Below are 26,039 nucleotides of genomic sequence, written 5' to 3' on the forward strand. Positions count from 1 at the left end.
ATCGATCTGCCGTGGCACGGCTGGGCCGAGGGTGTCGCGCGGTAGCCTGATTGCGATGGCGCAGTACACGAAGCACCCAGTGGCGGCCCCGCCCACCGCGCCGGAGCGCGAGTCGACGGGGCATCTTCTGCTGCGCGGGTACACCACGCTCATGCTGTTCGTCGTGTTCGCGCACACCGCCGTGTACAACCTGCTCGGCGAGGTCGGGGCCGCGGTGGTCCTCGGACTGTCGGTTCTCGGATCGTGCGCCATAGGCATCCCGATGCTCGCGAAGAACCGTCCGCACCCGTTCGCCTGGCGGCGACTCCCGTGGGCGGCGCTGGGCTATGTCGCGCTCGCGCTGCTGTCTTTGGCGTGGTCGCAGTGGCGCGCCGCCACGATCGTGACGTGGGTGCTGCTGGCGGCCGTCACCGTCACCGCACTGCTGATCGCCCACGTGCTCACGTGGCACGAGATCGTGCAGTCCCTGGCATCCGCCTTCAAGTGGATCGTCGGCCTGTCCCTCGCGCTCGAGCTGCTCGTCGCGGTGGTGCTCCGGCATCCGCTGCTGCCCAACTTCCTGACGCTCCCCGAGGGCGACGTCGATGCGCAGTGGTACTGGGTGCGAGAAAACCTCTTCGACGGCGGACGCATCCAGGGGATCGTCGGCAACGCGAACGTGCTCGCGATCCTGTGTCTGTTCGCGATCATCACGTTCGGTGTGCGCATCGCGCAGCGTGCGCGCTGGCGCGTCACGCATGCGCTGTGGATCGTCGTCGCGGCGTATCTGATGCTCCGGGCGTCGTCCGCCACGGCGTACGTCTGCGCCGCGGCGGTCGCTGTCGTGCTGGTCGTCGCGATCCTCATCAGACGGACGCACGCGCCGGGTGCACGCGCACGGATCTACGCCACGTGCGGCACGCTCGTCACGATCGCCGTCGCCGCCGTCGTGGTCTTCCGCGAGCCCCTGTTCACCGCGCTGGGACGAGGTGCAGATCTCACCGGACGGACCGACCTCATCTGGGCGAAGGTCGTCGAGCGCGCCGGACACCACCCGATCTTCGGGAATGGCTTCTCCAGCCCATGGGTTCCCACAGAGCCGGCGTTCGACAGGTGGATCGTGGACCACGGCATCACGGTCTTCCACGCGCACAACATGTGGCTGGACGTGCTGATGCAGCTCGGCGTCGTCGGCGTGATCCTGATGGCAGCCGCCTATCTGAGCCTGCTGTGGCGGGCGTGGTTCTTCGCAGCAGACCGGCCGCGCTGGGATCTGCGAGCCGACCGTCCGTTCTCCCCTCTGACGCTGCTGCCGATCCTGTTCACGGTGATCCTGCTCGTCCAGGGCCTCGTCGAGTCCACGCCGATCATGCTCTGGGGCTGGATGCTGCTCGTGCTGTTCTCGTTCAAGGTCAAGGCCGTTCCCCTGATCGGAGTGGGCCTCGACGAGAAGTCCCGCGTCACGGAGCGCGGCCGTGAGGCTCGGCGCATCCCGTGACGGGGGGTCAGGCTGCGCTCACCCGCCTGCTCGGGTCTGTGGAGATGGCGCGCGCGTACACGCTCACAGCACTCGGTGCGACGTTCGGATCGTTCGCGATCGAGCGGATGACCTCCGCTGCGACGTTCGCGACGATCGTGCTCCTGCTCGCGCTGCTGGGCATCGCGATCCTGTTCGTCCGCCGCGAGGAGCTCTCGCTGCTGCGCATCGCACCCACGTCGCTGCTGATGTTCCTGACGCTGGCGCTGGTGAGCATCATCTGGACGACCGACAGATCGGACACCTTCATCGGGTGGCTGTGGCTGCTCGGCTTCGCCGTGATCGCGATCACGATCGGCCACATCCGCGACACGCTGCAGACGGTGCGTGCGATCGGCGACACGCTCCGGGTCACGCTCGGGCTCTCGCTCGGCGTCGAGATCCTCTCCGGCGTACTCCTCGACGTGCCGATCCATTTCCTGGACATCGCGGGCAACCTCGCCATCGGCGGCCCTATCCAGGGCCTGTTCGGCACGAGGAACATGCTCGGCTTCGTCGCCGTGATCGCACTCATCACGTTCGTCATCGAATGGCGCTCGCAGTCGGTGATCGCCCCCATCGCCGTCCCGTCGATCGCATTGGCCGGCTTCCTCGCCCTGCTGTCCGCGTCCCCGACGGTCCTCGTGCTCGCCGTCGCCGTCGGTGTGGTCACGGGCGCACTGACGATCGTCCGCCACACCTCGGTCGAACGACGCACGTTGGTTCAGTGGGCGCTCGGCGCGCTGGTCGCGCTGGCACTCGCCCTGGCGTTCGCGTTCCGGCATCCCATCATCAGGTGGATGGGCGCGGGGTCCGACTTCTCGACGCGAGCGGATCTGTGGAACAAGATCCTCGACTTCTCAGCGGTCAAGCCCCTCCAGGGGTGGGGCTGGTTCGGGCCGTGGGATCGCGGCGAGTACCCCTTCGTCTACATCAACTACTGGCTCGCCGACCACCACGAGACGGCGCTGAACGCGTTCTTCGACGTGCTGCTCCAGCTCGGCATCATCGGGCTCGTGCTGTTCCTGCTGCTGGGTGGAGTGGCGATCGTGCGCTCGTGGCTGGTCGCCAGCGCGCGCCGTTCCGTCGTCTACGCCTGGACGCCGCTGGTGCTCGTGACGCTCGCTGTGGATTCGATGTTCGAGAGCTTCACGCTCGCGGGCGCCGGATGGTTCATGCTGGTCCTCTGCGCCCTGCGTGCCGGGCAGTCGAGGTCATGGCGGGAGAACATCGATGCGGCCAACACCGGGGTCGTGCCGACGCTGCGTGCGGAGGGGTGACGGGTCATCCACAACTGCGACGGGTAGGCTGTTCCTGCTCGTCGAACCCCGTTGGGCACCCGAACCGGGTCCTGCGGGAATAGAACTTCGGAGATCCATCACGTGACTCACGTCCTTCAGAATGTCGTCTTTCCCCTCGACCGCGACCCTGATCTGCTTCCGCTTTACGCCGACCCGGAGACGTGGTCGTTCATCGATGAGAAGCCGGTTCGCGTCTCGAACCGTGCGCAGCTCGGAAACGTGCTCGGCCGTCATCGTGCCCGCATCGTCTCGGGACGCCGAGTCTCGCTCGGCACGTACTTCAACGCGTTTCCCGCTTCCTACTGGCAGCACTGGACGAGCGTTCGGCAGGTGCGGCTCACGGTTCGCACCACGGGGCCCGCGACGATCCTCGTGTACCGCTCGAACGGCTCTGGAGTACGTCAGCGCATCGATACGCGCGAGGTGACGGATGAGGCCACGACAGCCTTCGACCTCGAACTCACTCAATACAGCGACGGTGGCTGGATCTGGTTCGACATCGTCGCCGAGGACAAGCAGGCAGTGCTCGAGGGCGCGGAGTGGACGACGGAGCAAGAGCCCGCTCGCGCGGGCAAGGCCTCCCTCGGCATCACGACCTTCAACAAGCCCGACTACTGCGTGGAGACGCTTCAGGCGCTTGCCGCGTCGCCGGACGCCCTCGAGTTCGTCGACCGAATCTTCCTGATCGACCAGGGCACCCAGCTCGTCGCTGATCAGGACGGCTTCGATGGGGTCGCAGGTCAACTCGGCGACACGCTGCAGGTGGTGCGTCAGCCGAATCTCGGCGGCTCGGGTGGATTCGCGCGGGCCATGCACGAGACACTGCAACGTCCCGAAAGCGACTTCGTGCAATTGCTGGACGATGACGTGCGGTTGGAGCCGGAGTCCCTGCGTCGCTCGATCGTGTTCGGCCAGTACGCCACGAAACCCGTCCTCGTCGGCGGGCACATGTTCGATCTGCTCGACCGCCCCAAGCTGCACGGTTGGGCAGAGGTCGTCGATGAAGCGCCGTTCATGTGGCGCAACCTGTATCAGGAGGAGATGCCGCACGACTTCGGGGCATCGAACCTGCGTCAGTCCACACTCCTGCACATGCGCATGGATGCCGACTACAACGGCTGGTGGATGTGCCTGATCCCCCTCGATGCGATCCGCGAGGTCGGCCTCGCGTTGCCGGCATTCATCAAGTGGGACGACGCCGAGTTCTGCCTGCGGGCAGGCGAAGCCGGATTCCCGACCGTCTCCATGCCCGGTGTCGCGCTCTGGCACGTCTCGTGGGTGAACAAGGACGACACGATCGACTGGCAGGCGTACTTCCACGCGCGGAACCGCATCGTCGCAGGTCTCCTGCACTCGAACGCGCCACGCGGTGGGCGGCTGATCAGACACAGCCGTCGCGCCGATCTCAAGCACCTCATGATGATGCAGTACTACCCCGTCGAACTGCGGGCACGCGCACTGCGTGATGTCCTATCCGGCCCAGACCACATGCCGAAGAATCTGGCGACGGCGATGCCTGCTGCCAGGGCCCTCGCCGCCGAGTATCCGGAGACCACGGTCCACCGCGATCCGTCGGCGGTCTTGCATTCGCGGTACGGGCGACGCGTGTACAAGCAGACCTCTCGGCACGAGTTCGACAGCCCGAGCGGTCTACAACTGCGATGGTTCACCTTTGTGACGCTCGTGGCGCACTGGCTCCACAAGCCCGACCCCGCGAACGTGGAACGGCCGGAGGTCGAGTTCGGCAAGGAGGACGCCCACTGGTGGCGTGTGCCGGCCTTCGACAGCGCGCTCGTGAGCGCCGCGGACGGTTCGGGCAAGAACATCTACACCCGTGACCGCAAGAAGTATCGGCGCATGCTGCGCGACACGATCCGGCTCCACGCCGAACTCCAGCGACGGTGGCCCGAGCTGCAGCGTCAGTACCGGCAGGCGCTGCCGGAGCTCGTCTCGCCAGAGTCCTGGCAGCAGATCTTCGAGGAGACGGCATGACCGCGGCGTTCGATCCCGCGTCTTCGGCGATCGTCATCGTCACCTACAACCGCTCCCACCTGTTGTCCGGCCTCCTCACGAGCATCACCGCGATGGATCCGAAGCCAGGACGCGTCGTCATCATCGACAACGCGTCAGTTGACGACACGACGGAGGTCGTCGAGTCGTTCCGCGACGGCATCGGCACGGAGATCGTCTATCGCAAGCTGGAGACCAATACCGGCGGCTCCGGTGGTTTCAGCGAGGGCATGCGGACTGCGTACGAGCTCGGCAGCGAGTGGATCTGGATGATGGACGACGATGTCGAGGTCGTCCAGGACGGCCTGGCGAAGATGGGCAAGTGGGCCCCGCGGTTCAAGAGCATCCAGGGACGTCGTTACGACTACGACGGCAGCGAGTTCTACTGGCAGTACCGCATCGCCGAACGGATGGGCATCCCGATCCCGTTCGCACCGGCCGGGTTCGATGGCTCCGGCTTCAAGGAGATGAACAGCGGATGCTTCGAGGGGATGTTCATCCATCGCTCGATCGTGTCGCAGATCGGACTCCCTGACCCGCGCTTCTTCATCTACTGGGACGACCAGATGTACGGATGGCTCGCCTCGCGGCTGACGACTGCCGTGATCGTCGACGAGTTCGTGTTGCGCCGTACTCGCGAGATCAAGCAATGGGACATGGGCGTGCGGCACATGAATGCCTCGAGCAACGCCTACCGCTACTACATCATGCGCAACCGCGCGTTCATCAAGCACTACTACCGGGTGCACGGCGTCTACAATCCGGTCCTTTTCGGTCTCGGGACCACAGCGACGTTCTTCAAGGAGCTCATTCGCCTCGTGTTCGTCGAGAGAACCGTGCGCGGCACCAGTAATCTGTTCCGAGGTCTCCGCGACGGCGGCAAGGCCGCACGTGATCGCACCTGGCAGCCCATGCCCGCATTGGAGAAGTGATGAGCGACGGACAGCCTCGAGCCGAATGGATCTTCCCGGAAGAGAAGAAGAGCAATAAGGGTCGCATCTGGCTGATCGTGGGCCTGTCTGTTCTCGCTCTGGCGATCGTCGGGACGCTGCTGTTCTTCCTGCTGCCTCGCGACGGTGAGCCAACACCATCTCCGTCTCCGAGCGCCAGCTCCTCTGCGACGACGTCGCCCTCGCCGACATCAGCGCCGACGCCGACTTCCACGCCCACGTCCGAGCCCGTCCCTACTCAGCCGCCTCCTGCTCCAGATCCGGACGTCGATGCCTTCGTCGCTCAGGTGCAGCCGCGTCTGGACGACGCTGTACGCGGGCTTCAGCTGGTCAGGGACAACATGGACCTCGGCGCGCAGATCGTCGACTCGTTGCAGAACGATGCAGCCGTGTTGTCGGACACCCCCGCCCCGAGTTCGCTCGCTGCGGACTGGAGCGACGCGGTTTCGCAGTACGCCTCGAAGCTTGCCGACCTTCGTGCGGCGTACGACAACGGTTCAGATCCGCAGGCGCCTCTCGAGGCGGCGAGCACGGCTTTGCAGAAGGTTCGCGCGGTCGCCGGGCTCTGAAGTCACTTCACGCCAGAGTCGGCGTTGTAGCGGTCGAGGACCTCGTCGATCCCGGCATCCAGTACCAGCGCGCCCTTGTTGAGATAGAGGCCGCGCTTGCAGAAGCGGCGAAGGTCGCGCTCGTTGTGGCTGACGAAGAAGAGCGTGCGCCCCTCGGCGAGCAGCTCGTCGATGCGCTGGTAGCACTTGTCACGGAACGCCTTGTCCCCCACCGCCAGGACCTCATCGACCAGGAGGATCGGCTCGTTGAGCTGTGACACGACCGAGAACGCGAGCCGCACTTTCATACCGTTCGACAAGTGCTTGTAGGGCGTCTCCTGGAAGTCCTCCAGCTCCGCGAACGCGATCATCTCGTCGTACCGACGTGCGATCTCCGCCTTCGACATGCCGTGCAGCCCAGCGGTCATCCGCACGTTCTCACGAACCGTGAGATCACCGACGAACCCGCCGGTGAGTTCGATCAGGGGGGCCACTCCCCCATGCACGGTGACTGAGCCCTCATCGGGGAGCAGGACCCCGGCGACGAGCCGCAACAGTGTCGACTTGCCTTGGCCGTTGCGGCCCACTACGCCGATCGATTCGCCCTGTTGCACGGTGAATGAGACGTCGCGCAGCGCCCAGAACTCGCCGGGGCGGCTACGGCGTGACGCGCCCGCGAACATGTCCTTGAAGCTTCGCCGTCCCCGACGATTGCGACGGAAATGGACGCCGAGTCTCTGGACGTCGATCGCGGCAGACATCACAGCTCCTTCAGCACGGGACGCTCGAGTGTGCGGAACACCCACGAGCCGAGAACGAAGATCAGAACGCTCATGACCGCACCGATGACCACGGTGTTCGTGTGCCACTGGTCGGGGAAGAAGGCCATCCGATAGAGGGTGAAGATCCCCGCCAGCGGATTGAAGGATCCGATCGTCTCGAACGGGCCCGGCAGGTTGTTCACGCTGTAGATGATGGGTGTGGCGTAGAAGAGTGCTCGCAGGATCAGTCCCGTGGTGCGCTCCAGGTCGGAATACAGCGCGCAGAGCGGTGCGACGAGCATCCCGAGTCCGACGAGCAGGATCACCTGGAGAAGCATGGCCACGGGGAACCACAGGATGCCCCACCCGAACTGTGTCCCGGGCGAGAACACCGCGAAGAGTACGAGCACAGGGAGCGAGAACAGGAACTCCATCCCCTTGCTGAGGACGATGCGGTTGACCCAGATCGAACGAGGGATGTTCGTTGAGCGCACCAGTCTGGAGTCGCGCTTGAATGCCTTTGTGAAATCCGACACCGAAGAGTTGAACCACACCCACGGCAGCAGTGCGCTGATCAGGAACACGATATACGGATCTTCACCGACGTCGCGCTTGAAGATCTGGGTGAACACGAACCAGTAGATCGCACTCATGACGAGCGGATCGAGGACGGACCAGAGGTATCCGAGGAAGCTCGTCGAGTAACGAACCTTCAGGTCGCGGGCAGACAGCAACCACAACGAATGCAGATACCGCCGGGGCGTTCCCGGCGCCCCGACAGCAGCGTGACTCACGATTCTGAGTCTAAGAGAGAGTGTTGTTCCACATCGACAGCGCCGAGCCGATGGCCATGTGCATGTCGAGGTACTGGTACGTGCCGAGGCGCCCGCCGAAGTGGACGTCCTTCTCGCCCTTCTGCAGCTCACGGTAGGCCAGCAGTCCATCGCGATCAGCGGGCGTGTTCACCGGATAGTACGGCTCGTCGCTCTTCTCAGCGAACCGGGAGAACTCGCGCATGATGACGGTCTTGTCCGTCGGGTACACGTCCTTGCGCTCCGGGTGGAAGTGCTTGAACTCGTGGATGCGGGTGAAGGGGACATCCATGTCGGGATAGTTCATGACCGGGGTGCCCTGGAAGTCGCCGATGTTGAGCACTTCCTGTTCGAAATCGAGCGTGCGCCAGCTGAGCTCACCCTCGGCGTAGTCGAAGTAGCGATCCACCGGGCCGGTGTATACGATCGGCACCTGACCGACGAGCGCCCTCTTGTTCAAAGGCTGCGACTCGTCGAAGAAGTCCACGTTCAGCTTCACGTCGATGTTGGGGTGCTCGGCCATCCGCTCCAGCCACGCGGTGTAGCCGTCGGTGGGCAGGCCCTCCCATGTGTCGTTGAAGTACCGGTTGTCGTAGTTGTACCGGACGGGCAGACGGCTGACGATGTCACCGGAGAGCTTGTGCGGGTCGGTCTGCCACTGCTTCGCCGTGTAGTCACGGAAGAACGCCTCGAAGAGAGGGCGGCCGACGAGGGCGATGCCCTTCTCTTCGAAGTTCTGCGCTGTCTTGACGTCGAACTCGCCAGCCTGTTCCTTGATGAGGGCTCGTGCTTCGTCCGGCGAGTACGCGGCCTGAAAGAACTGGTTGATCGTTCCGAGGTTCACTGGCATCGGATACACGACGCTGTTGTGGTTCGTGTACACGCGGTGGACGTAGTTCGTGAAGGACGTGAAGCGGTTCACGTACTCCCATACCGTCGCGTTCGACGTGTGGAACAGGTGTGCACCGTAGCGGTGGACCTCGATACCGGTTTCGGGCTCCGCCTCGCTGTAGGCGTTGCCGCCGATGTGAGGGCGGCGGTCGATGACGGTGACCTTGCGGCCGGCTTCAGCGGCACGCTCAGCAATGGTGAGGCCGAAGAAACCCGACCCTACGACGAGGAGATCCATCAGGCGGCCGTCCCGACGACGACGCGGGGTGTTCCTGCCCAGAGGGCGGCGTCGGTGGCGTTGCGTCCGTCGACGAGGAGCTTCACACCGGGGAGGTCTGCCGGGGTGAGGGTCTTGTAGTCGGCGTGGTCGGTCTGCAGGATGACCAGGTCAGCGTCCCCGCCGATCTCGTACGGGTCGAACCCGAGCCCGCGCAGTTCCTCGTCTGTGTAGAGCGGGTCGTGCACGACGACCTGCGCCCCACGATCCGTCAGCGCCTTCACGGTCGGGAACACGCCGGAGAACGCGGTCTCCTTCACCCCGCCCCGGTACGCAGCACCCAGCACGACAGCCTTCTGCCCGGACAGATCGCCGAGGATCCCCTCAGCCTGCGCGACCAGACGTTCCGGCATCGACGCGTTGAGCTGCCGGGCCACGCGCACGATGTCCGCATCCGGATCCGTCGACAGGTACAGCCGCGGATACACGGGGATGCAGTGCCCGCCCACGGCGATACCCGGACGGTGGATGTGGCTGTACGGCTGCGAGTTGCACGCCTCGATCACCTTGTACACGTCGATACCGTGCGACGCGGCGAACAGGCCGAACTGGTTCGCCAACCCGATGTTCACATCCCGGTACGTCGTCTCAGCGAGCTTCGCCATCTCCGACGCCTCCGTCGACCCGAGGTCCCACACCCCGTTCGGCTGGGCAAGGTCGGGACGCTCATCGAACTGCAGCACCGCCTCATAGAACTCCCGCGCCCGCCGGTTGCCCTCCTCCGAGAGCGCGCCGATCAGCTTCGGATACTTACGGAGGTCGGCGAAGACCCGCCCCGTCAGGACGCGCTCCGGCGAATACGCCAAGAAGAAATCCTTCCCCTCGACAAGACCCGACCCCTCCTCGAGCATCGGCTTCCACCGGTTACGGGTCGTTCCCACTGGGAGAGTCGTCTCGTACGAGACGAGCGTGCCCGGGGTCAGATGCTCAGCGAGCGAACGCGTCGCCGCGTCCATGTACTTGAAGTCCGGCTCCCAGGTCTCATCGTTCACGAACACCGGCGCGACCAGCACCACGGCATCCGCACCGGGGATCGCGTCCGCGTAATCCGTCGTCGCACGAAGCCGACCGGCCGGAATCAGCTCAGACAGCTTCTCCTGCAGATGAGCCTCACCCGGGAAGGGCTCGAGCCCCGCGTTGATGGTGTCGACTGCCCGCTGGTTCACGTCGACCCCCACCACCTCATGACCGGAGTCGGCGAACTGGACGGCGAGGGGAAGCCCGATCTTTCCGAGGGCGACGACGGCAATACGCATGAGATCCAGTCTACGGGGCGAAGGTGTGGCGGACGCTCAGGCAGACTCAGGCTTCGGCAGCGTCGAGGAGCTCGCTGATCACGCGCTCCGCTGCGTGGCCATCACCGTACGGTGCCGCGTCAGTAGCGATAGGCCGAGGCCGCGTCACGGCCGCGGCGATCTCTTCGGCGCTGTTCGCGAGGACGTTCCATCCCAGTTGAACCGTCTCGACCCACTCGGTCTCCGTGCGCACCGTCGTGCACGGGACACCCAACAAGAACGCCTCCTTCTGGAGGCCGCCGGAGTCGGTGACGACACCTGCGCTCGAGAGCGCGGCGGCGATGAGCTCGGGGTACGCCAGAGGTGCGTGTGCGATCAAAGATCCCTCCATGAGCTGGATGTCGTGTGAAGCGGCCTTGGCGACGACCCGCGGGTGGGCGAGAAGAACCACAGGCTTGTCGAGCCCGGCCAGACCGGCTACCACGTCCCGAAGACGATCCGGATCATCGGTGTTCTCGGCTCGATGGATCGTCGCGACGTAGTACCCGCCACGGGTCAGGCCCAACTCCTCCAGCAGCGCGGAAGGTCGACCGGCGACATCGTCGCGAACCTCGAAGAGCACGTCGGTCATGACGTCGCCTACGAGCACAGTCCGGCCGGCCAGCCCCTCGGTCGCAAGGTGGTCGACTGCCACCTGGGTCGGAGCCAGCAGCAGGTCTGCCGCGTGGTCGGTCATGACGCGGTTGTGCTCTTCGGGCATCCGCCGGTTGAAACTGCGCAGGCCGGCTTCCAGGTGCGCGACGGGGATATGCATCTTCACCGCGCTGAGGGCTGCCGCGACCGTCGAGTTCGTGTCGCCGTAGACGAGCACCCAGTCGGGCCGATGCTCGTCGAACACTGCGTCGAGGGCCGCGAGCATCGATCCGGTCTGCACCCCGTGCGACCCGCTCCCGACGCCCAGGTGCACGTCTGGCGCGCCGATGCCCAGGTCGTCGAAGAACACGTCCGACAGCATCGGGTCGTAGTGCTGTCCGGTGTGCACGATGATGTGCTCCACCCCGGCGGCGAGCGCCGCCTTGTGGATGGGAGCGAGCTTGACGAACTGCGGGCGCGCGCCCACGACACTGACGATCTTCACGGCGTCAATCTTAGGGTGCCCGTCTGATCCTCCGATGGACCACGCGCATCGCGGATGGTAGACCGCGCACGCACGCGCGCGGTCTACGCCACGAGCCTGCGCAGAATCTCGTCTTCGACGAGCACATCGGACTTCGAAGACAGCCGTTCGGCGACACGGTCGGCAGCCAACTTGAAGCCGGCGATCTGATCTGCGGTCAGACCGCGAATTGCGTCCGCCAGATCTTCCGCGGAGTATCCGGGCACGATGACACCGAGACCATTCTCATTGATGAGTCGGTCGGTCTCGACCGCCGAGCCGAAGACGAAGCCGAGGCGCGCCTGGACGAAATCGAAGAACTTGTTCGGCAGCATCAGCCGGTGGTTCGGCGTATGGTGCGGCAGCGCGAAGACACCGAGGTCGTAGGGATTCAGCGTCGCCGGCAGATCGTCAGGTGCCACCGCGGCGTGCAGCTGCGTACGGGGGCTCGCTTCGACGCGAGCGACCAGCTGGCGCCAATAGGCATCCGCCTGCCTGGACTTCACCAGGTAGAGGTCAAGGGTGTGCCCGTCGCCGAGCAGGTCGACGGCATCGATGATCGCCTCCAGGTTGCGCCCCGGCACCGCCCCACCGCTGTGCACCAGACGGATGCTGTCCGCCGCAGGCGACGGCGAGAGTTCCGGCCGGTACTCGATGGCGTTCCGGACGATCTCGCAGCGGACTCCGAACTGCTCCTCGTACATCTGCGCGATCGACGCGTTCACAGTCGTCGCGGCATCCGCTCGCGGGAGATACTGCGCGCATACCCAAGTCATGAACGGCGCGACCAGAACACGCCACGACAGCACATGCGTCCGCTCCTCCGGCGCCCACTCGTGCAGATCGCACCAGATCTTCGGTGCCCCCGCCACCTCGAAGGCGAGAGGAAGCGCGCGTGCCTCGTTGGCCACCACGATGTCGAACTCCCGGCCGCCCAGAAGTGCCCTGGCTGCCTTCACGGCAGGTGCCTCCATGGCGACGGATCGGAATCGACGCAGCGCGAGTTTGACGACGCCGACGGGCGTCTGCGGCAGTGAGGGCAGCTCGCTCGGAATCGAGAGATGATCCGCGGCGGCGTCCGGGCGGTCGCCGTACGACAGGGTGGTGACGTCGCCATGTCGGGCGAGCACCTCCAGCTGCCTCAGGACGCGGGCGTCGCTGCGGATGTCCGAGAAGGAGATGCAGAGGATGCGCGGGCGGGTCATGAGTGCTCCTCGGTCAGATCGCGATAGTGCGCGGACAGCTCAGCAGCGCTGGTGCGCAGGCTCCGCTTCTCGACGACGAAGTCCCTGGCCCTGGCGCTCATGGCCCTCCAGTCGGCACCCGGCAGGGCGAGCACGGAGCGGATCGCATCACCGAGCGCCGGGATATCTCCCTCTGGCACGACGACGCCCGTGCTGCCGTCTTCGAGCATCTCGGCCGCTCCCCCTGAATCGTAGACAATCGCCGGGACACCGGACGCCTGCGCCTCCAGCGACACAAGGCCTGCGGCCTCGCGCCAGCGACCGTACCGTTGCGTAGGAAGAACGAAGACCGACGCACCCGAAAGCGCGTCGCGGACGCCAGCTCGGTCGACCGGCCCGCGCACGTCGATATGGGAGTGCCCAGCGGCCGCGGCCTCAGCTTCCGCGCGCAGCGCCCCGTCGCCGACGAGGACGAGCTCGTGAGGAACGCCACCGACGATGTCGATGGATGCGCGGATAAGGTCGCGCACCCCCTTCGCCGGAGAGAGCGCGCCGACGAAGACGACCCGCGGAATCCCGTCGCGCACGGCAGCTGCAGGGCGATAGAGGTCGGTATCGACGCCCTGGTAGTGCACCTCCACCCGCGCCGAATCGGCTCCGGCTCTGACAACCATGCCCGCGAGATACTCGCTCACCGCGAGAATCCGCGTCGAGGCGTCGAATGCCCTCGTCACAGTGCGTTGGTGCCACCGGAGCATGGGCTTGCCGAACGCGTTCCGCTCGGAGAGCGGGGTCAGCGGCACATACACGTCTGCACCATGAACGGTGAGCAGGAGAGGCACGCCGAGCCGGCGTGATGCCGCGACAGCCGGCTGCGACCAGTTCGCGAAGTGCTGGTGCACCACTTCCGGTGCAAACTGCTGGATCTGACGTCTCATGCGCCCGAAGAGCAGCGGGAGGGCCCGCTCGCGACGGCTCCAGGAGAGCCGTCGCGACGGCACGAGCGAACCGGCCGACGCGTCTTCTACTCGGATCCCCCGCAGCACATCCGCGTCGGTGACCTCGGCGGCCATCGTGAACATCCTGAAGTCGAAGTCATCGGCGAGCGCGAGAGCATGCTGCACGGCGAAATAGGTCGGGGGAATCCGCAGTGACCCCTTCGTCAGAGCGATCCGCGTCGTGTTCATGGTCGCACCACCCGCCGCAGGGCTTCGATCCGCGGAGCCAGCTGCGCGTGGCGCGCGTAGCGCGAGCCCCAGGCCTGCGCTTTCGCCCGCTCCTCGGGACTCTGGCACGCAGCAATGCCTGCTGTCTCACCCAGCGCATCGGCGATGTCGGACGCACCGAGTGATCGGGCGCCGACCCAACCAGGAGCGCCTTGGATGACGTCCGTGGCCGCGTTACCAGGGTCGTGCACCGAGATGATCGGGATACCGGTTGCCGCGTACTCATAGACCTTTCCGCTGGTGACGTACTTGCCGGTACCGAGCGCAAGCACCAAGGCGTCGAAATCTGCGTAGGCCTCGCCGATCCGCGACTTGCTCACGGGCCCGAGGAAGCTCACGCCGTCCGCCGCGAACTCACCCAGCACTCCCGAGGCGGCACCGTCGCCGGTGTGGCCCAGGTACCCGTGGATCACGAGTTGAGCGGACGCGGGCACATCGCCGCGTTCTCTGGCCAAGCGCCAGCCCTGCAGTAGCGGCGCGATCGGAACCTGATCCGTCACTGTGCCGATGTAGCCGAAGACCAGTCCATTCACCCGATCCGGTCGAACGGGCGCGGTGAGCGGCACCTCATACTCGTCGAAGCCGTTCGCCACGACGTGCATCCGGTCGCCTCGACCGTACCGACGCTCATGCCACGCTCGGATCGGATCATTGACGAACCACACCTCGGTCGCGGACGACAGGAGCCTGCGCTCGAGGCGCGCCACTCCGGGGATCCAGCTGTGGAGAGTCTCGCCGCTGAACACGTCCAGCGTCCACGCGTCGCGGTAGTCCATCACATACGGGATCTCGTAGCGACGCGCGAGGTACGCTCCAGTCGAGAAGTCCACGTTCGGGTTCGCGGTTCCGATGCACAGGTCGACCGGATGCGCTGCGTGCACGCGCGCCGCTGCCCTCTCCAGCTCGGGACGCCAGCGACCGTAGGTGAGCTCGGGAAAACTTCGAAGATCGCGCAGTCGATCGATACCGCGCCAGAGCTCGATGTTGCGCGCGCGCAGTCGACTCCACGCCCGCAGATCGTTGCGATGCGCAGTGGCGTGTGGGTCGACGCGCACCACTCGAACGCCCGGATCCACCGTCTCCTCGAGGGACGGGTCGATACCGGTGCTGGTCTCGAAGACCGCACGCGGAACGGTGAGTACAGTGACATCCCAGCCCGCGCGCGCGAACGCATTGACTGTTGCGAGCGCCCGGTACACCCCGCCCGCACGGCTCGGGGGAAAGCTCCACGCTGTGTACAGCAGGTGGGGTCGTCTCATCGGCCCGCCTCTCACGGTACTTCCTGCTTCGCCGCCGCATAGCCGCTCACTGCACGGAGATCCGCGCGGCGCGCGAGCTGCCAGCAGGTGAAGTTGGCGTCGCGGTCGCCGGCGACCAGCAGGTCGACTCCGCAGAGGAACTCGCGCACGCGCGCGTCACCGCGAACCGCGCGCCAGAATCGCGCGCCCGGATCCAGCGGAGACATCCGCAGAAGCATCCGCGCAGCTGCGTTCCGCGACAGCATCCTCGAGATGCGATCCGCCGCGCGCGCGACGGGTCCATGCGGCTGCGCGATGACCAGCACCTCTGCCGACGAGTGCACTCCGCCCGTGGGCATCATCCAGCGAACACGCACCGTGTCCGACAGATCACCCAGCGGCTGACTGGTCGGAGCGCGCGTCGTCACGACGACCACGTTCACGCGAGACCCGCCAGACGTGCCTGCGCCGCGAACGCCGGGTTGGTCGCGACGACCTCGTCGAACGTGCCCTGGGCGCCTATCGTGCCGTCCTGCATGAAGATGATCTGATCGGAGTCGCGGATGGTGCTGAGGCGGTGCGCGACGGCAATGACCGTCACGTCGCCGTGCAGTTCCCGGATCGCCTCGGCGACATCGGCCTCGGTCTTGGTATCCAAGGCGCTGGTCGCCTCATCGAGCACGAGCACCAGGGGCTCGTTGTAGAGGGCGCGGGCGATGCCGAGACGCTGCCTCTGCCCCCCGGACAGGCTCAGGCCACGCTCGCCCACCCGGGTGTCGAGACCATCGGCTCGTCCCTCGATGACGCTCCACAGCTGCGCACGACGTGCTGCCTCCTCGACCCGAGCACGGTCGTAATCGTCGCTCCACGTCAGCGCGATGTTTTGCGCGATGCTGCCATCGAACAGAGTGACCTCCTGAGGCACATACCCGACGTGGCTCCGCCACGCCCGCAGCACATCGGCCAGCGGGCGGTCGTCGACGCTGATGGCCCCCCCGGTAGGTGAGAGCAGACCGAGGAGCAGGTCGACGAGCGTCGACTTACCCGCACCGGAGGCACCGGCGATGCCGACCGTGCTGCCGAGCGGTATGTCGAGGGAGACATCGCGAACGGCGGCGACGTCGCTGCCCGGGAACGCGAATGACACGTCCTCCAGTCGCAGAGCTTGCGGCTGGGCCGGGAGCGGCTCGTACCCGAGCATCTCGCGGTCGGCGTGATATCTCTTCGAGGCCTCGATATCGGCGATGACGAGTTCGATGTACGGAGCCGCGGTGACCGTGCGGGTGAGCACGGTCTGAAAACCAGTCAGCGAGGGCACGAGCCGGAACCCGGCGACGCCGAAGAGTGCGACCGCCGAGATCGTTGCGCCCATGTCACCGCCGTTGGTGAGATACGCTCCACCGCCCACGACGATGAACCCGCCGATGATGGCCGCATCGAACACGAATCGCGGCACGGCGGATAGGAAGCTCGAATTCGCCCGCGCCTGCGAGGTGCGTGCACGGGTTGCGCCGACCACTGCAGTCACCTCGTCCGCCTTGTCACGGAGCGTGATCTCCTTCAGCGCGGCGATCATCCCCGAGATCAGAGCGGCAACGCGAAGGGAGGAATCACGGGCGACCCTGGCGGCCTGGCGAGTCTTCCCGCTGAGCACGAAGTACTGCAGCAGTGCGATACCGCCGAGGTACACGATCGTGATCAGCGCTGTCAGCGGCTGCGCCACGACGATGACGGCGACGACCCCGACAGACGTCACGAGCAGGCCGGGCAAGGTCGTGATCGGCAGCAGGAAACCCGCGACGACGTTCGCGATCGCGCTGTCGGTCATAGCGACGATCTGGGCGCTGTTACGCGATATCCGGTCGGTCCACGAGGAGCGGATGTAGGCGCCGAACAGCTCCTGCCCGACCGCCAGCTCGTAGCTCGCGAACCGGCGCGTGGCGATCCACTGCAACCAGACGTTGGCTGCGGACTTCGCGATGACGATCGCGGCCAGAATGAGGATCAGCCACACCAGTTGGTCCTGGGGAATTTTGCCCACCAGCGGAAGCGAGGCACCCGTGCCGGCGACCGTCCCCGCCAGGGCGACCGCGAGCAGCATCAGCGCGGTGACATCGATCAGAGCGAGGACCGCCGACACTAAGCCGAAGACCGTCAGGAACCTGCCCGTGGACGGCGGCAGCAGGGGCAGCAGCCGCCTCAGGGTGCGAAAGATCTCGAGCATGGCTCAGAGGTGCACTGACTCGCCGACGCGGGCGGATTCCAGGGCCGCTTCCACGACGACGAGCGTGCGCTGTCCCTGTTCCATCGTGACGACATCGGTCTGCTGTCCCAGGACGGCGTCACGGAAGTTCTCGTGCTCGACACGCAACGGCTCGCGCTTGGCGAACGCGAAACGCGTGACATCGCCCTCCGACACACCTCGGAACGACGACACAGACTCCCACTCGAGCGGGATCGTTCCGTTGGCGTAGAACGTGAGGTCGCCTGTGGAGGTGTCGGCGATGAAGGCGCCCTTCTCACCCGTGACGACCGTGACACGCTCCTTCATCGGAGACAGCCAGTTCACGATGTTGTTCACGATCACACCGGATGCTGTGCGCCCGGTGATCGTGATCATGTCCTCGTATTCACGACCGGACTTAAACGCGGTCTGCGCGAAGACCCGCTCGTAGTCGGATTGCACGACCCACGCGGTGAGATCAACGTCATGGGATGCGAGATCCTTTGCCACGCCCACGTCAGCGATACGCGACGGGAACGGGCCCTGACGGCGTGTGGCGACCTGGTACAGAGCGCCCAGCTCGCCTGCTTCGATCCGACGGCGCAGCTCCTGCAGAGCGGGGTTGAAACGCTCGATGTGCCCGACGGCACCGACCAGACCTGCAGCCGCGAACGCATCAACCATCCGCTGTCCTGCCTCGATGCTGTGCGCAATCGGCTTCTCGACCAGCGTATGAACACCGGCGGCCGCAAGCTTCAGCGCAGCATCCTCGTGGAACCGAGTCGGCACCGCCACCACGGCGATGTCGATGCCCGCATCGATCAGCGCGTCGATATCCGGAAGGACCTGCAAGTTTCCGGCCACGCCATGCGGGTCTCCGCCCGGATCAGCGATCGCGGCGAGCTCGACTCCGTCCAGCTCACGCAACACACGGGCATGATGGCGGCCCATCATGCCCACACCGAGTAGACCAGCGCGCAACACCATCAGGCACCCGCCTTCGCGACAGCGTTCACCGCGGCGACGATCCGATCCAGATCGTCCTGCGACAGCGACGGATGCACCGGCAGGGAGACGACCTCACGCGCGGCCCGCTCCGTCTCGCGAAGATCCAGCCCCGGAGCGTAGGGTGCGAGCGAGGGCAGACGGTGGTTCGGGATCGGGTAGTACACCCCGGCGCCCACATTGTGCTCCGCCTTGAGCGCGGCGACGAACCCGTCACGGTCCTCGGGAACCCGGATCGTGTACTGGTGGTACACGTGCACCGCGCCATCGGCGACCGGCGGTGTGAGCACGCCGCGCAGATTCGCATCGAGGAAGGCTGCGTTCTGCTGCCGCGTTTTCGTCCACGCGTCAACCTTCGTCAACTGCACACGGCCGATAGCAGCGTGGATGTCCGTCATGCGGGCATTGAACCCGATGATCTCGTTCTCGTACTGCTTCTCCATGCCCTGGTTGCGCAGCAGCTTCACCCGACGGGCGAGGTCCTCCGTGGCGGCGGTCACCATGCCGCCTTCGCCACTGGTCATGTTCTTCGTCGGGTACAGGCTGAACATCGCGAACTCGCCGAACGTGCCGACCGGGCGCCCCTCCAGCGACGCACCGTGCGCCTGCGCGGCATCCTCGTACAATGCGACGCCGCGCTCCGCGGCCAGCGCCTCCAACTCCCGCATCCGCGCGGGGTGCCCGTACAGATGCACTGGCATGATCCCCTTCGTCGCGGACGTGAGCGCCGCGGCAACGGCCTCAGGATCCAGCGTGAAAGTGTCCGGCTCGATGTCGACGAACACGGGCGTCGCACCCGTCAACGCCACCGAGTTGCCCGTCGCCGCGAAGGTGAACGACGGGACGATGACCTCGTCACCCGCACCCACGCCCGCCGCCAGCAGGCCCAGGTGCAGACCTGCCGTACCCGAATTCACCGCGACCGCCGCGCGGCCCGCGACGAAATGCTCCGAGAACTCGCTTTCGAATGCGGCGACCTCCGGCCCCTGTGCGACCATGCCGCTGCGCATCACACGATCGACGGCTTCCCGCTCCTCATCACCGATGATCGGCTTCGCGGGGGGAATGAAATCGCTCACACGGACTCCTTGCTCAAAATGCCATCGTTCTCTACATACCGGTCGCCGGTGTTCGGGCAGACCCACACGTCCTCGTCCTCGCCCGCCACGAGCGGGATGCCCGACTCCCCCACCCAGCCGATTCGGCGCGCAGGGACGCCCGCGACGAGTGCGTAGGGCTGAACGTCCTTGACGACGACGGCACCGGCGGCGACCGTCGCCCAGGCCCCGATCCTCACAGGGGCGACGCAGGTCGCACGCGCGCCGACGGATGCCCCGCGCTCGATTGTCACGCCGACGGGCGTCCAGTCATGGGCGCTCTTGAGCGAACCGTCCGCATTGATAGCGCGAGGGTACGTGTCGTTCGTGAGAACCACGGCCGGGCCGATGAAAACGCCGTCACCGAGTCGAGCCGGTTCGTAGACGAGTGCGTAGTTCTGCACCTTGCAGTTGTCGCCCATGACCACGCCGTTGCCGATGTACGCGCCACGCCCGACGATGCAGTTCTCGCCCATCCGCACGTTCTCGCGCACCTGCGCGAGGTGCCAGATAGAGGTGCCATCGCCGATAGATGCGTCAGCTGCGACGTCGGCGGAGTCGACGATGCGAACAGAAGTGGAGCGAGTCACGCGGCCTGCCCTTCATCTCGGTCAGCGGGTCTGTCCGAAGCGTCCCCCAGCTTACCCGCGGTGCCCAGGGCCGCCTGGGAGACCACCGCCGAGACGCGCGCTGCGACCGCGGTGAGAGACACGTTCGCTCTCGCCCACGAGCTCCGCTGCGCACGCAACCGCTCACGCGTCCCGTCCTCGGTCTCGGCGATCAGCTCCCGCATGGCCGCGGCCACGGCCACAGGGTTGAAATCGACGGCGTGACCGAGTTGAGCCGAACGCACCAGCTCCGAGCCGGTGGCGGGACCTGCGAAGAGCACCGGGGTTCCGACGGCGGCCGCGGCGTACGTCTTCGTCGGTCGCGCGAAGTCGTAGCCGATTCCCGGCACGATGCTCACGAGCGAGGCGACCGCGCCGCGGATCCAGGACGCCGACTCCTCTGGGGTGACGACTCCGCCGAACTCGACCCGTCCGGGCACGAGTTCCTCCGCGATCCGCTGCAGCTGCTCCTTCATCGCGCCCTGTCCGAAGAATCGCAACCGCACGTCGGGAACCTCATCGGAGATCTGAGCGAACCCGCGGACGAAGATCTCGGGCTGCTGCCACTCGGACATCGTGCCGGTGTACACGAAGTAGCGGTCGGACGCCGCCGGCTCCACCTCCGGGGTGAACACGTCCGTGTCTACGCCGTTGCCGACGGTCGTGACCCGGCCACGGTCGGCGCCGAGCGCGATGAGCCGCTCCGTCACCTCATCCGAGACCGAGATGATACGAGCGGAGCGCGCAAGTACGGTGCGCTCGAGCATCTTCATGATCGTGATCACCGCTTTGGGAGCACCCATCGAGATGACCCCGTCGGTCCACACGTCTGCGGCGTAGTACACCACGGGCTTCCGGCGCAGAATGCCGGCGAGCACGACCACAAGGCCCGTCGTCGGCGGGGACTCCGAGACTGCGACGTCGAAGCGGCGCGTGAGGACGCGCAGCATCAGTGGGATGTCGAAGCTCATGTACTGCACGTAACCGCGGACGTTTCCGCCGGCGTCGCGCAGCACGGGCCAGCGGCGCACATGCACGCCAGGGGGGTCGGCGATCGTGGGCGCCGTGCTCGGGGGCGTCGTCGTCAGCACGGTCACCTCCGCCTCGCGACGGGAGAGGGATCGGGCGAGCGCGCCGAGCCGGAACGCGCCGGCGCTCACCTCCGGTGGGAAAAGACGAGAGGCGATCAGGGCACGGATCGGGCGTCTCATTCGGTGCGGTCCTCCGGGCTCTGGTCATCGGGATGCTTCGGCGCACTGAGGCGTCGCTCGAGCTCGGCGATGCGGTGCTCGTGGAACGCGGATCGTTCGGCGAGCGTGCGCAGCTTCTCCTCGACGCGAGTGAGCTCGGCCCCGTACTGCAGACTCACGAGGAAGAGGAGTCCGATGGCGATGAAGAACACGAGGTTCGTCGGAACGCTCACACCCAGCGTGCGGGCGGCCCAGGTCAGCGTCTGCGGGAAGATCGCGATGACCAATGCAAGGACGCCGCCGACAAACCACCACACTGCGTGGCGTTCGCGCAGCGTTCCCCGGCGCATCAGCTCGACGATGGCGATGAGGGCGAAGACGGCGGCAGCAATGCCGAAGGCATAGGTGATCGGATTCACGCTTCCTCCTCCAGCGGCGTGCGCGGCCGCATCATCGCGAGGCCGAACGCGGCGCAGGCACGGAATAGGTACACCGCGGCCTTGATCGGGTGGTGCGACGGCGTACCGGCCTGGCGTTCGTGCATCACCACCGGCAGCTGACGGATGATGAGCCCCGACCGTGCAGCAATCACGAGCGACTCGATGGTGTCACCGAGGTACTCCGCAGGGAAGCTGTCCGCGAACAGGCGCACTGCCCTGGGGCCCGCAGCTTTGAAGCCGCTCGTGACGTCGGTGAGCCTGGTGTGCGCCACCGAGCTCATCACGACGGCGAGCAGACGCATCGCCCATCTCCGTGGTCCGCGCGCGCCGTACTCCCCAACACCGGCGAATCGCGCCCCGATAACGAGATCGGCCTCGTCGAGCGCAGCGATCAGCTGCGGAATGGCGACCGCGTCATGCTGTCCATCGGCGTCCACTTGCACGACGACGCCGAAACCGCGATCGAGTGCGAAGCGATAGCCCGCGCGCATCGCCCCGCCGACACCGAGGTTGTACGGCAGCGTCAACACCTCCGCACCCGCCTCTGCGGCACGCCGGGCAGTCGCGTCGGTTGATCCGTCGTCGATGACCACGACCGTCGCGGTCGGGACCGCGGAGCGCACGTTGCGGACCACGTCCGCGACGGAATTCTCTTCGTTCAGCGCCGGAATCACGACGAGAACGGACAGCTCTAGTGGACGCATCGCCTGTGATCCTACCGACTCGGCCGACCGTTTCACGGAGCGCATGCCGTGATGCGCCACAGAGACGCATCACCCCGCTCTGCAACAAGCTCGAAGCCGTCCTCGCCAGCGAAATCGGTCATCCCCGGCATCAGCCACCGGCCGGCCCGCGCCTCGCCCGGCCCGAAGTCGAGCACGAACTCGGGGTCGCCAAACGCGTGCAACGCCGTGCACACGGCGGGATCGGATGCGGCATCCCGCAGATCCTCCGCGAGGACGTTCCACGCCTTGCCAGCGGGGGGCGACCAGGTGCGAGGGAACACGTCGTAGCCGGCGAGCATGTACCCGAATCCCGCTCCCGTGGACGGATTGGCGATGATGCGATCCCCTGGCGGCACGTACTCTCGCAGATCTTCGAGAAGCTCCCGTTCATCCGGCTCGAGATAGTCGCTTTCCTCGACGGCGTACTTCGAGTGCAGTTCGACGGTCGCGTCGAGGAACTGGGGCATCGCGACCGGGCGCAGCAGCACCAGCACCACCATGCCCACCACAGCGACCGCGAGCGGGATCAGGGTGGTGCGCGTGTCGTCATCGCCATGCTTTCGCGGCACCCGCTGCCGGACCAGCCGCACTAGCGCATCGAAGCCGATGGCGGCAAGAGGCACGACGACGATCGGGGCGAGAGCTGCGAGACGGTACGGGTCGGCGTACCACACGGCGAGCACCCCGTTGCGGATGTTCTCGCGACCGACGGTGGCGACGAGGAAGTAGAGCACGCTCACCGCGACCCAGCCCACTGCAAACCACTGCAGAGGCCGACGCCGCACGGCGACCGCGAGCCCGACGACCATGAGGACGCTTATGCCCACGGCCCACGGGATGCGCATGTGCCCGTTCAGGAGGATGTCGAGAAGTGCCTCCCCGCGGCTCCGGAACGGAGGCCAGTGCGACCCACTGGTACCGGATGCGAGGTATCGCCACGTCACTGCGACGACCGCCCACGCGAGGACGACGAGACCGAGTCTTGCCACAAGGGCGCGCGGCACAGGGTTGCGCAGAATCCAGAACGTGAACCAGATCGCACACAGCAGCGCCCACGGGACCGCCGTCGACGGCTGCGCTAGGAGCAGAGAGACCGCGGCGATTCCGACGAGGATCACTCCGAGGATGCCGTGGCGCACCGTGCGGTCTGCGAGAAGCCAACGTGGCAGCGATACCACCGCCGCCACCGCGGCCGGAACGAGCGCAGTCGACAGCGCGTTCGGATAGAGGACGCCCCATTGAAACAGCAGCAGCGGGAAGGTCTGCAGCGCACCAGCGAACACAGCCGCGAACCCTGCAACGATCCCGGAGCCGGTGAGCACCCGCGTCAGCCATGCGATGCCGAGCGTCCAGATGCCGGCCCCAATGACGAGCGTGACGACGTTCGCCGCGACGGGGATCTCCACCCCTGTGACGAGGACGATGAGTGAGACGAAGCCGTGCCACACGGCCGGATAGAAACTGTGCCCACCGATCACGCCGCTCACGTGCAGGACGGACGCGTCAGAGGTGTCCAGGATGTACTGGACGGCATTCAGATGGAACACCGCATCGTTCGTCTGCGAGATCGCCGACGCCGGTCCGATGTAGGCGATCAGCCGCCATCCAGTCACGAGCATCCCGACCGCGATCGCCACGGGGAGCACCCACGTCCTGCCGACGAAAGTCCGATGCTCGACACGCACGCGCCCGAGGAAGACACCCAGCAGCCAGGCGACTGCGGCGAGCAGCAGCAGCGCTAGCGCGACGGTCAGCGGATTCCAGGAGACGCCGGCGAAGCCGAAGATCAAGCCGACGGCAGCGAGCATGATCGCACTCACCGGGGGTGCGAACGCAACGAGGGGCAGGCGGCGCACCCCGATACCCGCGAGTGCGACGCCACCGGGTACGAAGAAGAGCGCAACCGCGACGAGCAGCGCCGGCAGCGCGGCGACCCACTCGCCAATCATCGGTCTACCAGCGCGATCGCGCCCTCGATGTCGCCGTCGAAGACCACCTCGCCCTTGTTGATGACGACGCCGCGGGTGCACAGCTCGCGCACCATCTCCATGTCGTGGCTGACTACGACAAGCGTCTTGCCCTGCTCGATGAGCTCTTCGAACTTCAGCCTGCACTTCTCACGGAACGGAGCGTCGCCGACGGAGAGGATCTCATCGACGAGGAGCACGTCGAGTTCGACGTGGATCGCAACTGAGAACGCAAGACGCATGAACATGCCCGACGAGTAGTGCTTGACCTCCTGGTCGATGAACTGCTCGATTTCGCTGAACGCGACGATCTCATCGTAGCGTTCCTCAATCTCATGCCGTTTCATCCCGAGGATCGCGGCGTTCAGGAACACATTCTCTCGCCCGGAGAGTTCGGGATGAAAACCCGCACCGACCTCGATGAGGCCGGCGACCCGACCACGAGTGAGGACATCGCCCTCGTCAGGCTCCATCACACCGGAGATGAGCTTGAGCAGGGTGGACTTGCCGGATCCGTTAAAGCCGAGGATCGCCACTGACTCGCCCTCTTCAATGACGAGGTCGACCCCCTTGAGCGCTTCGAATTCGCTGGTGAGTTTGCGTCGCTTGATCCACGACACGACGGTGTCCTTGAGCGAGAACGCGTGATTGAGGGTGAAGCGCTTGCGAGCGTCGTCGATGATGATGCTGGGCTTGGACACGGTGTGCGCAGTCATAGGTCCTGGGCGAACCTTCCCTCGAGGCGGCGGAAGACAGCCTGTCCGATCAGCAGAGTGACGATGGCGATGAGGAACGTCCACAGGGTATTCCAGCCCAGATTCGGAGGCAGATCGGCCATGCCGATCCCCTCGATCGTGATCGTTCCCTCGGAAACCGGGCGCCAGAACGCGTAGTGGAATAACTCCACGGCCTGTGTGATCGGGTTCAGAAGGTAGACCTCCACGAGCCACTGCGGCCAGCCGAGCTTGCTGACGATCGCATCCTGCACCTGAGTCCAGCTGTACAGAACCGGCGACGCCCACGTGGCCAGTAGCAGGAGGAGTTCGACGATGTTCTCGGCATCCCGATAGCGCACGTTGAGCGCGCCGAACAGCAGACCGAGACCCAGGCTGAATAGGAGTACGAGTGCGATTGCTGCGAAGATCGCTAGCACTCCGAGGAGCGACACGTGCGTGATCCAGCCGAGCACGAGGCAGACCAGCAACAGCAGCGCGAGCTGCGGCAGGAAGTGCACCAATGCCACGATGGCAGCAGAGACCGCGAACAACTGCCGCGGCAGGAAGACCTTCCGTACCAGCGGCGCATTGCCGACGATCGACGTCGTCGCGTTCTTGAACGCCTCGGAGAAAAGGTTGATGACGATGATCCCCGAGAAGAGGTACACCGCATAGTTCGGGATGCCCCGATCGAGGTTCAGGAAAAGTCCGAGAACCACCCAGAACACCAGGAACTGGGCGCCGGGACGCACGTACGACCATGTCCAGCCGAGCACGGAGTTGCGGTACCGCGTGGTGACACCTGTGCGCACTAGGAGCAGGAGAAGGTAGCGCCAGCGCACCACGTCGATCAGGCCACGGCTCTTGCCCGGTGTGTCGAACTGGTTGCGCGGGACAGCGGCGAAAAGATCTCGGGTGTCAGTCACGGGCCTACTCATTCAGCACGCGACGACGGTTACGCCGCGGGGATGACGCCATTCTAG

General features: G+C 65.9%; 24 protein-coding genes. 5 read left to right on the forward strand and 19 right to left on the reverse strand.

Going from position 1 to position 26,039, the window contains the following annotated elements; genetic code table 11:
• Positions 1 to 55: 55 nt before the first annotated feature.
• The 5 genes from KHB019_RS04110 (at position 56) to KHB019_RS04130 (ending at position 6,325) form a co-directional block, all read left to right on the forward strand.
• Positions 56 to 1,477 (forward strand): O-antigen ligase family protein, encoded by a 1,422-nt coding sequence (locus KHB019_RS04110; RefSeq protein ID WP_337458134.1) that lies wholly within the window; start codon positions 56 to 58, stop codon positions 1,475 to 1,477.
• Positions 1,474 to 2,775 (forward strand): O-antigen ligase family protein, encoded by a 1,302-nt coding sequence (locus KHB019_RS04115; protein ID WP_337458135.1) that lies wholly within the window; start codon positions 1,474 to 1,476, stop codon positions 2,773 to 2,775. The genes KHB019_RS04110 and KHB019_RS04115 overlap by 4 nt, the downstream gene beginning before the upstream one ends.
• Positions 2,776 to 2,877: 102 nt before the next feature.
• Complete coding sequence (locus KHB019_RS04120) at positions 2,878 to 4,788, forward strand: glycosyltransferase (protein ID WP_337458136.1); 1,911 nt, start codon at positions 2,878 to 2,880, stop codon at positions 4,786 to 4,788.
• Positions 4,785 to 5,738, forward strand: a complete 954-nt coding sequence (locus KHB019_RS04125) for a glycosyltransferase (protein WP_325471365.1) — start codon at positions 4,785 to 4,787, stop codon at positions 5,736 to 5,738. Before KHB019_RS04120 ends, KHB019_RS04125 begins: the two co-directional genes overlap by 4 nt.
• Positions 5,738 to 6,325 (forward strand): hypothetical protein, encoded by a 588-nt coding sequence (locus KHB019_RS04130; RefSeq protein ID WP_325471364.1) that lies wholly within the window; start codon positions 5,738 to 5,740, stop codon positions 6,323 to 6,325. Before KHB019_RS04125 ends, KHB019_RS04130 begins: the two co-directional genes overlap by 1 nt.
• 2 nt (positions 6,326 to 6,327) lie before the next feature.
• Here the strand turns inward: KHB019_RS04130 and KHB019_RS04135 are convergent, their stop codons facing one another.
• From KHB019_RS04135 to KHB019_RS04225, 19 genes are all read right to left on the reverse strand, one after another.
• On the reverse strand, positions 6,328 to 7,065 hold the full coding sequence (locus KHB019_RS04135; protein ID WP_230102197.1) for an ABC transporter ATP-binding protein: 738 nt from the start codon (positions 7,063 to 7,065) through the stop codon (positions 6,328 to 6,330).
• Entirely contained in the window at positions 7,065 to 7,859 is a 795-nt protein-coding gene (locus KHB019_RS04140; protein WP_325471363.1) for an ABC transporter permease, read from the reverse strand. Before KHB019_RS04140 ends, KHB019_RS04135 begins: the two co-directional genes overlap by 1 nt.
• A 10-nt stretch (positions 7,860 to 7,869) precedes the next feature.
• Entirely contained in the window at positions 7,870 to 9,006 is a 1,137-nt protein-coding gene (gene glf / locus KHB019_RS04145) for a UDP-galactopyranose mutase (protein ID WP_230102195.1), read from the reverse strand.
• Complete coding sequence (locus KHB019_RS04150; protein WP_230102194.1) at positions 9,006 to 10,301, reverse strand: nucleotide sugar dehydrogenase; 1,296 nt, start codon at positions 10,299 to 10,301, stop codon at positions 9,006 to 9,008. The genes glf and KHB019_RS04150 overlap by 1 nt, the downstream gene beginning before the upstream one ends.
• Before the next feature lie 46 nt (positions 10,302 to 10,347).
• Positions 10,348 to 11,418, reverse strand: a complete 1,071-nt coding sequence (gene wecB, locus KHB019_RS04155; protein ID WP_230102193.1) for a non-hydrolyzing UDP-N-acetylglucosamine 2-epimerase — start codon at positions 11,416 to 11,418, stop codon at positions 10,348 to 10,350.
• Between the two features lie 83 nt (positions 11,419 to 11,501).
• On the reverse strand, positions 11,502 to 12,641 hold the full coding sequence (locus tag KHB019_RS04160) for a hypothetical protein (protein WP_230102192.1): 1,140 nt from the start codon (positions 12,639 to 12,641) through the stop codon (positions 11,502 to 11,504).
• Positions 12,638 to 13,807 (reverse strand): glycosyltransferase, encoded by a 1,170-nt coding sequence (locus KHB019_RS04165; RefSeq protein ID WP_337458137.1) that lies wholly within the window; start codon positions 13,805 to 13,807, stop codon positions 12,638 to 12,640. Before KHB019_RS04165 ends, KHB019_RS04160 begins: the two co-directional genes overlap by 4 nt.
• Complete coding sequence (locus KHB019_RS04170; protein WP_230102190.1) at positions 13,804 to 15,105, reverse strand: glycosyltransferase; 1,302 nt, start codon at positions 15,103 to 15,105, stop codon at positions 13,804 to 13,806. The genes KHB019_RS04165 and KHB019_RS04170 overlap by 4 nt, the downstream gene beginning before the upstream one ends.
• An 11-nt stretch (positions 15,106 to 15,116) precedes the next feature.
• Complete coding sequence (locus KHB019_RS04175) at positions 15,117 to 15,527, reverse strand: hypothetical protein (protein WP_230102189.1); 411 nt, start codon at positions 15,525 to 15,527, stop codon at positions 15,117 to 15,119.
• Positions 15,524 to 17,308, reverse strand: a complete 1,785-nt coding sequence (locus tag KHB019_RS04180; RefSeq protein WP_230102188.1) for an ABC transporter ATP-binding protein — start codon at positions 17,306 to 17,308, stop codon at positions 15,524 to 15,526. The genes KHB019_RS04175 and KHB019_RS04180 overlap by 4 nt, the downstream gene beginning before the upstream one ends.
• A gap of 3 nt (positions 17,309 to 17,311) precedes the next feature.
• Positions 17,312 to 18,298 carry a Gfo/Idh/MocA family protein gene (locus KHB019_RS04185; RefSeq protein ID WP_230102342.1) on the reverse strand — a complete coding sequence of 329 codons (987 nt, stop codon included), beginning with the start codon at positions 18,296 to 18,298 and terminating at the stop codon, positions 17,312 to 17,314.
• Complete coding sequence (locus KHB019_RS04190; protein ID WP_230102187.1) at positions 18,295 to 19,392, reverse strand: DegT/DnrJ/EryC1/StrS family aminotransferase; 1,098 nt, start codon at positions 19,390 to 19,392, stop codon at positions 18,295 to 18,297. Before KHB019_RS04190 ends, KHB019_RS04185 begins: the two co-directional genes overlap by 4 nt.
• A complete protein-coding gene (locus tag KHB019_RS04195; RefSeq protein ID WP_230102186.1) occupies positions 19,389 to 20,000 on the reverse strand; it encodes an N-acetyltransferase in 612 nt (203 codons plus the stop codon). The genes KHB019_RS04190 and KHB019_RS04195 overlap by 4 nt, the downstream gene beginning before the upstream one ends.
• A complete protein-coding gene (locus tag KHB019_RS04200; RefSeq protein ID WP_230102185.1) occupies positions 19,997 to 21,229 on the reverse strand; it encodes a glycosyltransferase family 4 protein in 1,233 nt (410 codons plus the stop codon). The genes KHB019_RS04195 and KHB019_RS04200 overlap by 4 nt, the downstream gene beginning before the upstream one ends.
• Positions 21,226 to 21,627: a DUF2304 domain-containing protein gene (locus KHB019_RS04205; RefSeq protein ID WP_230102184.1), complete on the reverse strand. Its 402-nt coding sequence runs from the start codon at positions 21,625 to 21,627 to the stop codon at positions 21,226 to 21,228. Before KHB019_RS04205 ends, KHB019_RS04200 begins: the two co-directional genes overlap by 4 nt.
• A complete protein-coding gene (locus tag KHB019_RS04210) occupies positions 21,624 to 22,352 on the reverse strand; it encodes a glycosyltransferase family 2 protein (protein WP_230102183.1) in 729 nt (242 codons plus the stop codon). Before KHB019_RS04210 ends, KHB019_RS04205 begins: the two co-directional genes overlap by 4 nt.
• A gap of 32 nt (positions 22,353 to 22,384) precedes the next feature.
• Positions 22,385 to 24,322 (reverse strand): DUF6541 family protein, encoded by a 1,938-nt coding sequence (locus KHB019_RS04215; protein WP_337458138.1) that lies wholly within the window; start codon positions 24,320 to 24,322, stop codon positions 22,385 to 22,387.
• On the reverse strand, positions 24,319 to 25,056 hold the full coding sequence (locus tag KHB019_RS04220; RefSeq protein WP_230102181.1) for an ABC transporter ATP-binding protein: 738 nt from the start codon (positions 25,054 to 25,056) through the stop codon (positions 24,319 to 24,321). Before KHB019_RS04220 ends, KHB019_RS04215 begins: the two co-directional genes overlap by 4 nt.
• Positions 25,053 to 25,982, reverse strand: coding sequence for an ABC transporter permease (locus KHB019_RS04225; RefSeq protein ID WP_230102180.1), 930 nt, complete (start codon positions 25,980 to 25,982; stop codon positions 25,053 to 25,055). The genes KHB019_RS04220 and KHB019_RS04225 overlap by 4 nt, the downstream gene beginning before the upstream one ends.
• Positions 25,983 to 26,039 lie beyond the last annotated feature (57 nt).

This window comes from Microbacterium sp. KHB019 (genome assembly GCF_037285405.1).
GTDB lineage: Bacteria > Actinomycetota > Actinomycetes > Actinomycetales > Microbacteriaceae > Microbacterium.

What these genes read in the sequence shown, in the direction of transcription:
- KHB019_RS04130 (WP_325471364.1), top strand. Translation starts at nt 5,738, where the DNA reads ATGAGCGACGGACAGCCTCGAGCCGAATGGATCTTCCCGGAAGAGAAG.
- glf (WP_230102195.1), bottom strand. Translation starts at nt 9,006, where the DNA reads ATGGATCTCCTCGTCGTAGGGTCGGGTTTCTTCGGCCTCACCATTGCT.
- KHB019_RS04170 (WP_230102190.1), bottom strand. Translation starts at nt 15,105, where the DNA reads ATGAGACGACCCCACCTGCTGTACACAGCGTGGAGCTTTCCCCCGAGC.
- KHB019_RS04200 (WP_230102185.1), bottom strand. Translation starts at nt 21,229, where the DNA reads ATGAGACGCCCGATCCGTGCCCTGATCGCCTCTCGTCTTTTCCCACCG.
- KHB019_RS04150 (WP_230102194.1), bottom strand. Translation starts at nt 10,301, where the DNA reads ATGCGTATTGCCGTCGTCGCCCTCGGAAAGATCGGGCTTCCCCTCGCC.
- KHB019_RS04210 (WP_230102183.1), bottom strand. Translation starts at nt 22,352, where the DNA reads ATGCGTCCACTAGAGCTGTCCGTTCTCGTCGTGATTCCGGCGCTGAAC.
- KHB019_RS04220 (WP_230102181.1), bottom strand. Translation starts at nt 25,056, where the DNA reads ATGACTGCGCACACCGTGTCCAAGCCCAGCATCATCATCGACGACGCT.
- KHB019_RS04135 (WP_230102197.1), bottom strand. Translation starts at nt 7,065, where the DNA reads ATGTCTGCCGCGATCGACGTCCAGAGACTCGGCGTCCATTTCCGTCGC.
- KHB019_RS04160 (WP_230102192.1), bottom strand. Translation starts at nt 12,641, where the DNA reads ATGACCCGCCCGCGCATCCTCTGCATCTCCTTCTCGGACATCCGCAGC.
- KHB019_RS04180 (WP_230102188.1), bottom strand. Translation starts at nt 17,308, where the DNA reads ATGCTCGAGATCTTTCGCACCCTGAGGCGGCTGCTGCCCCTGCTGCCG.
- KHB019_RS04110 (WP_337458134.1), top strand. Translation starts at nt 56, where the DNA reads ATGGCGCAGTACACGAAGCACCCAGTGGCGGCCCCGCCCACCGCGCCG.
- KHB019_RS04215 (WP_337458138.1), bottom strand. Translation starts at nt 24,322, where the DNA reads ATGATTGGCGAGTGGGTCGCCGCGCTGCCGGCGCTGCTCGTCGCGGTT.
- KHB019_RS04125 (WP_325471365.1), top strand. Translation starts at nt 4,785, where the DNA reads ATGACCGCGGCGTTCGATCCCGCGTCTTCGGCGATCGTCATCGTCACC.
- KHB019_RS04165 (WP_337458137.1), bottom strand. Translation starts at nt 13,807, where the DNA reads ATGAACACGACGCGGATCGCTCTGACGAAGGGGTCACTGCGGATTCCC.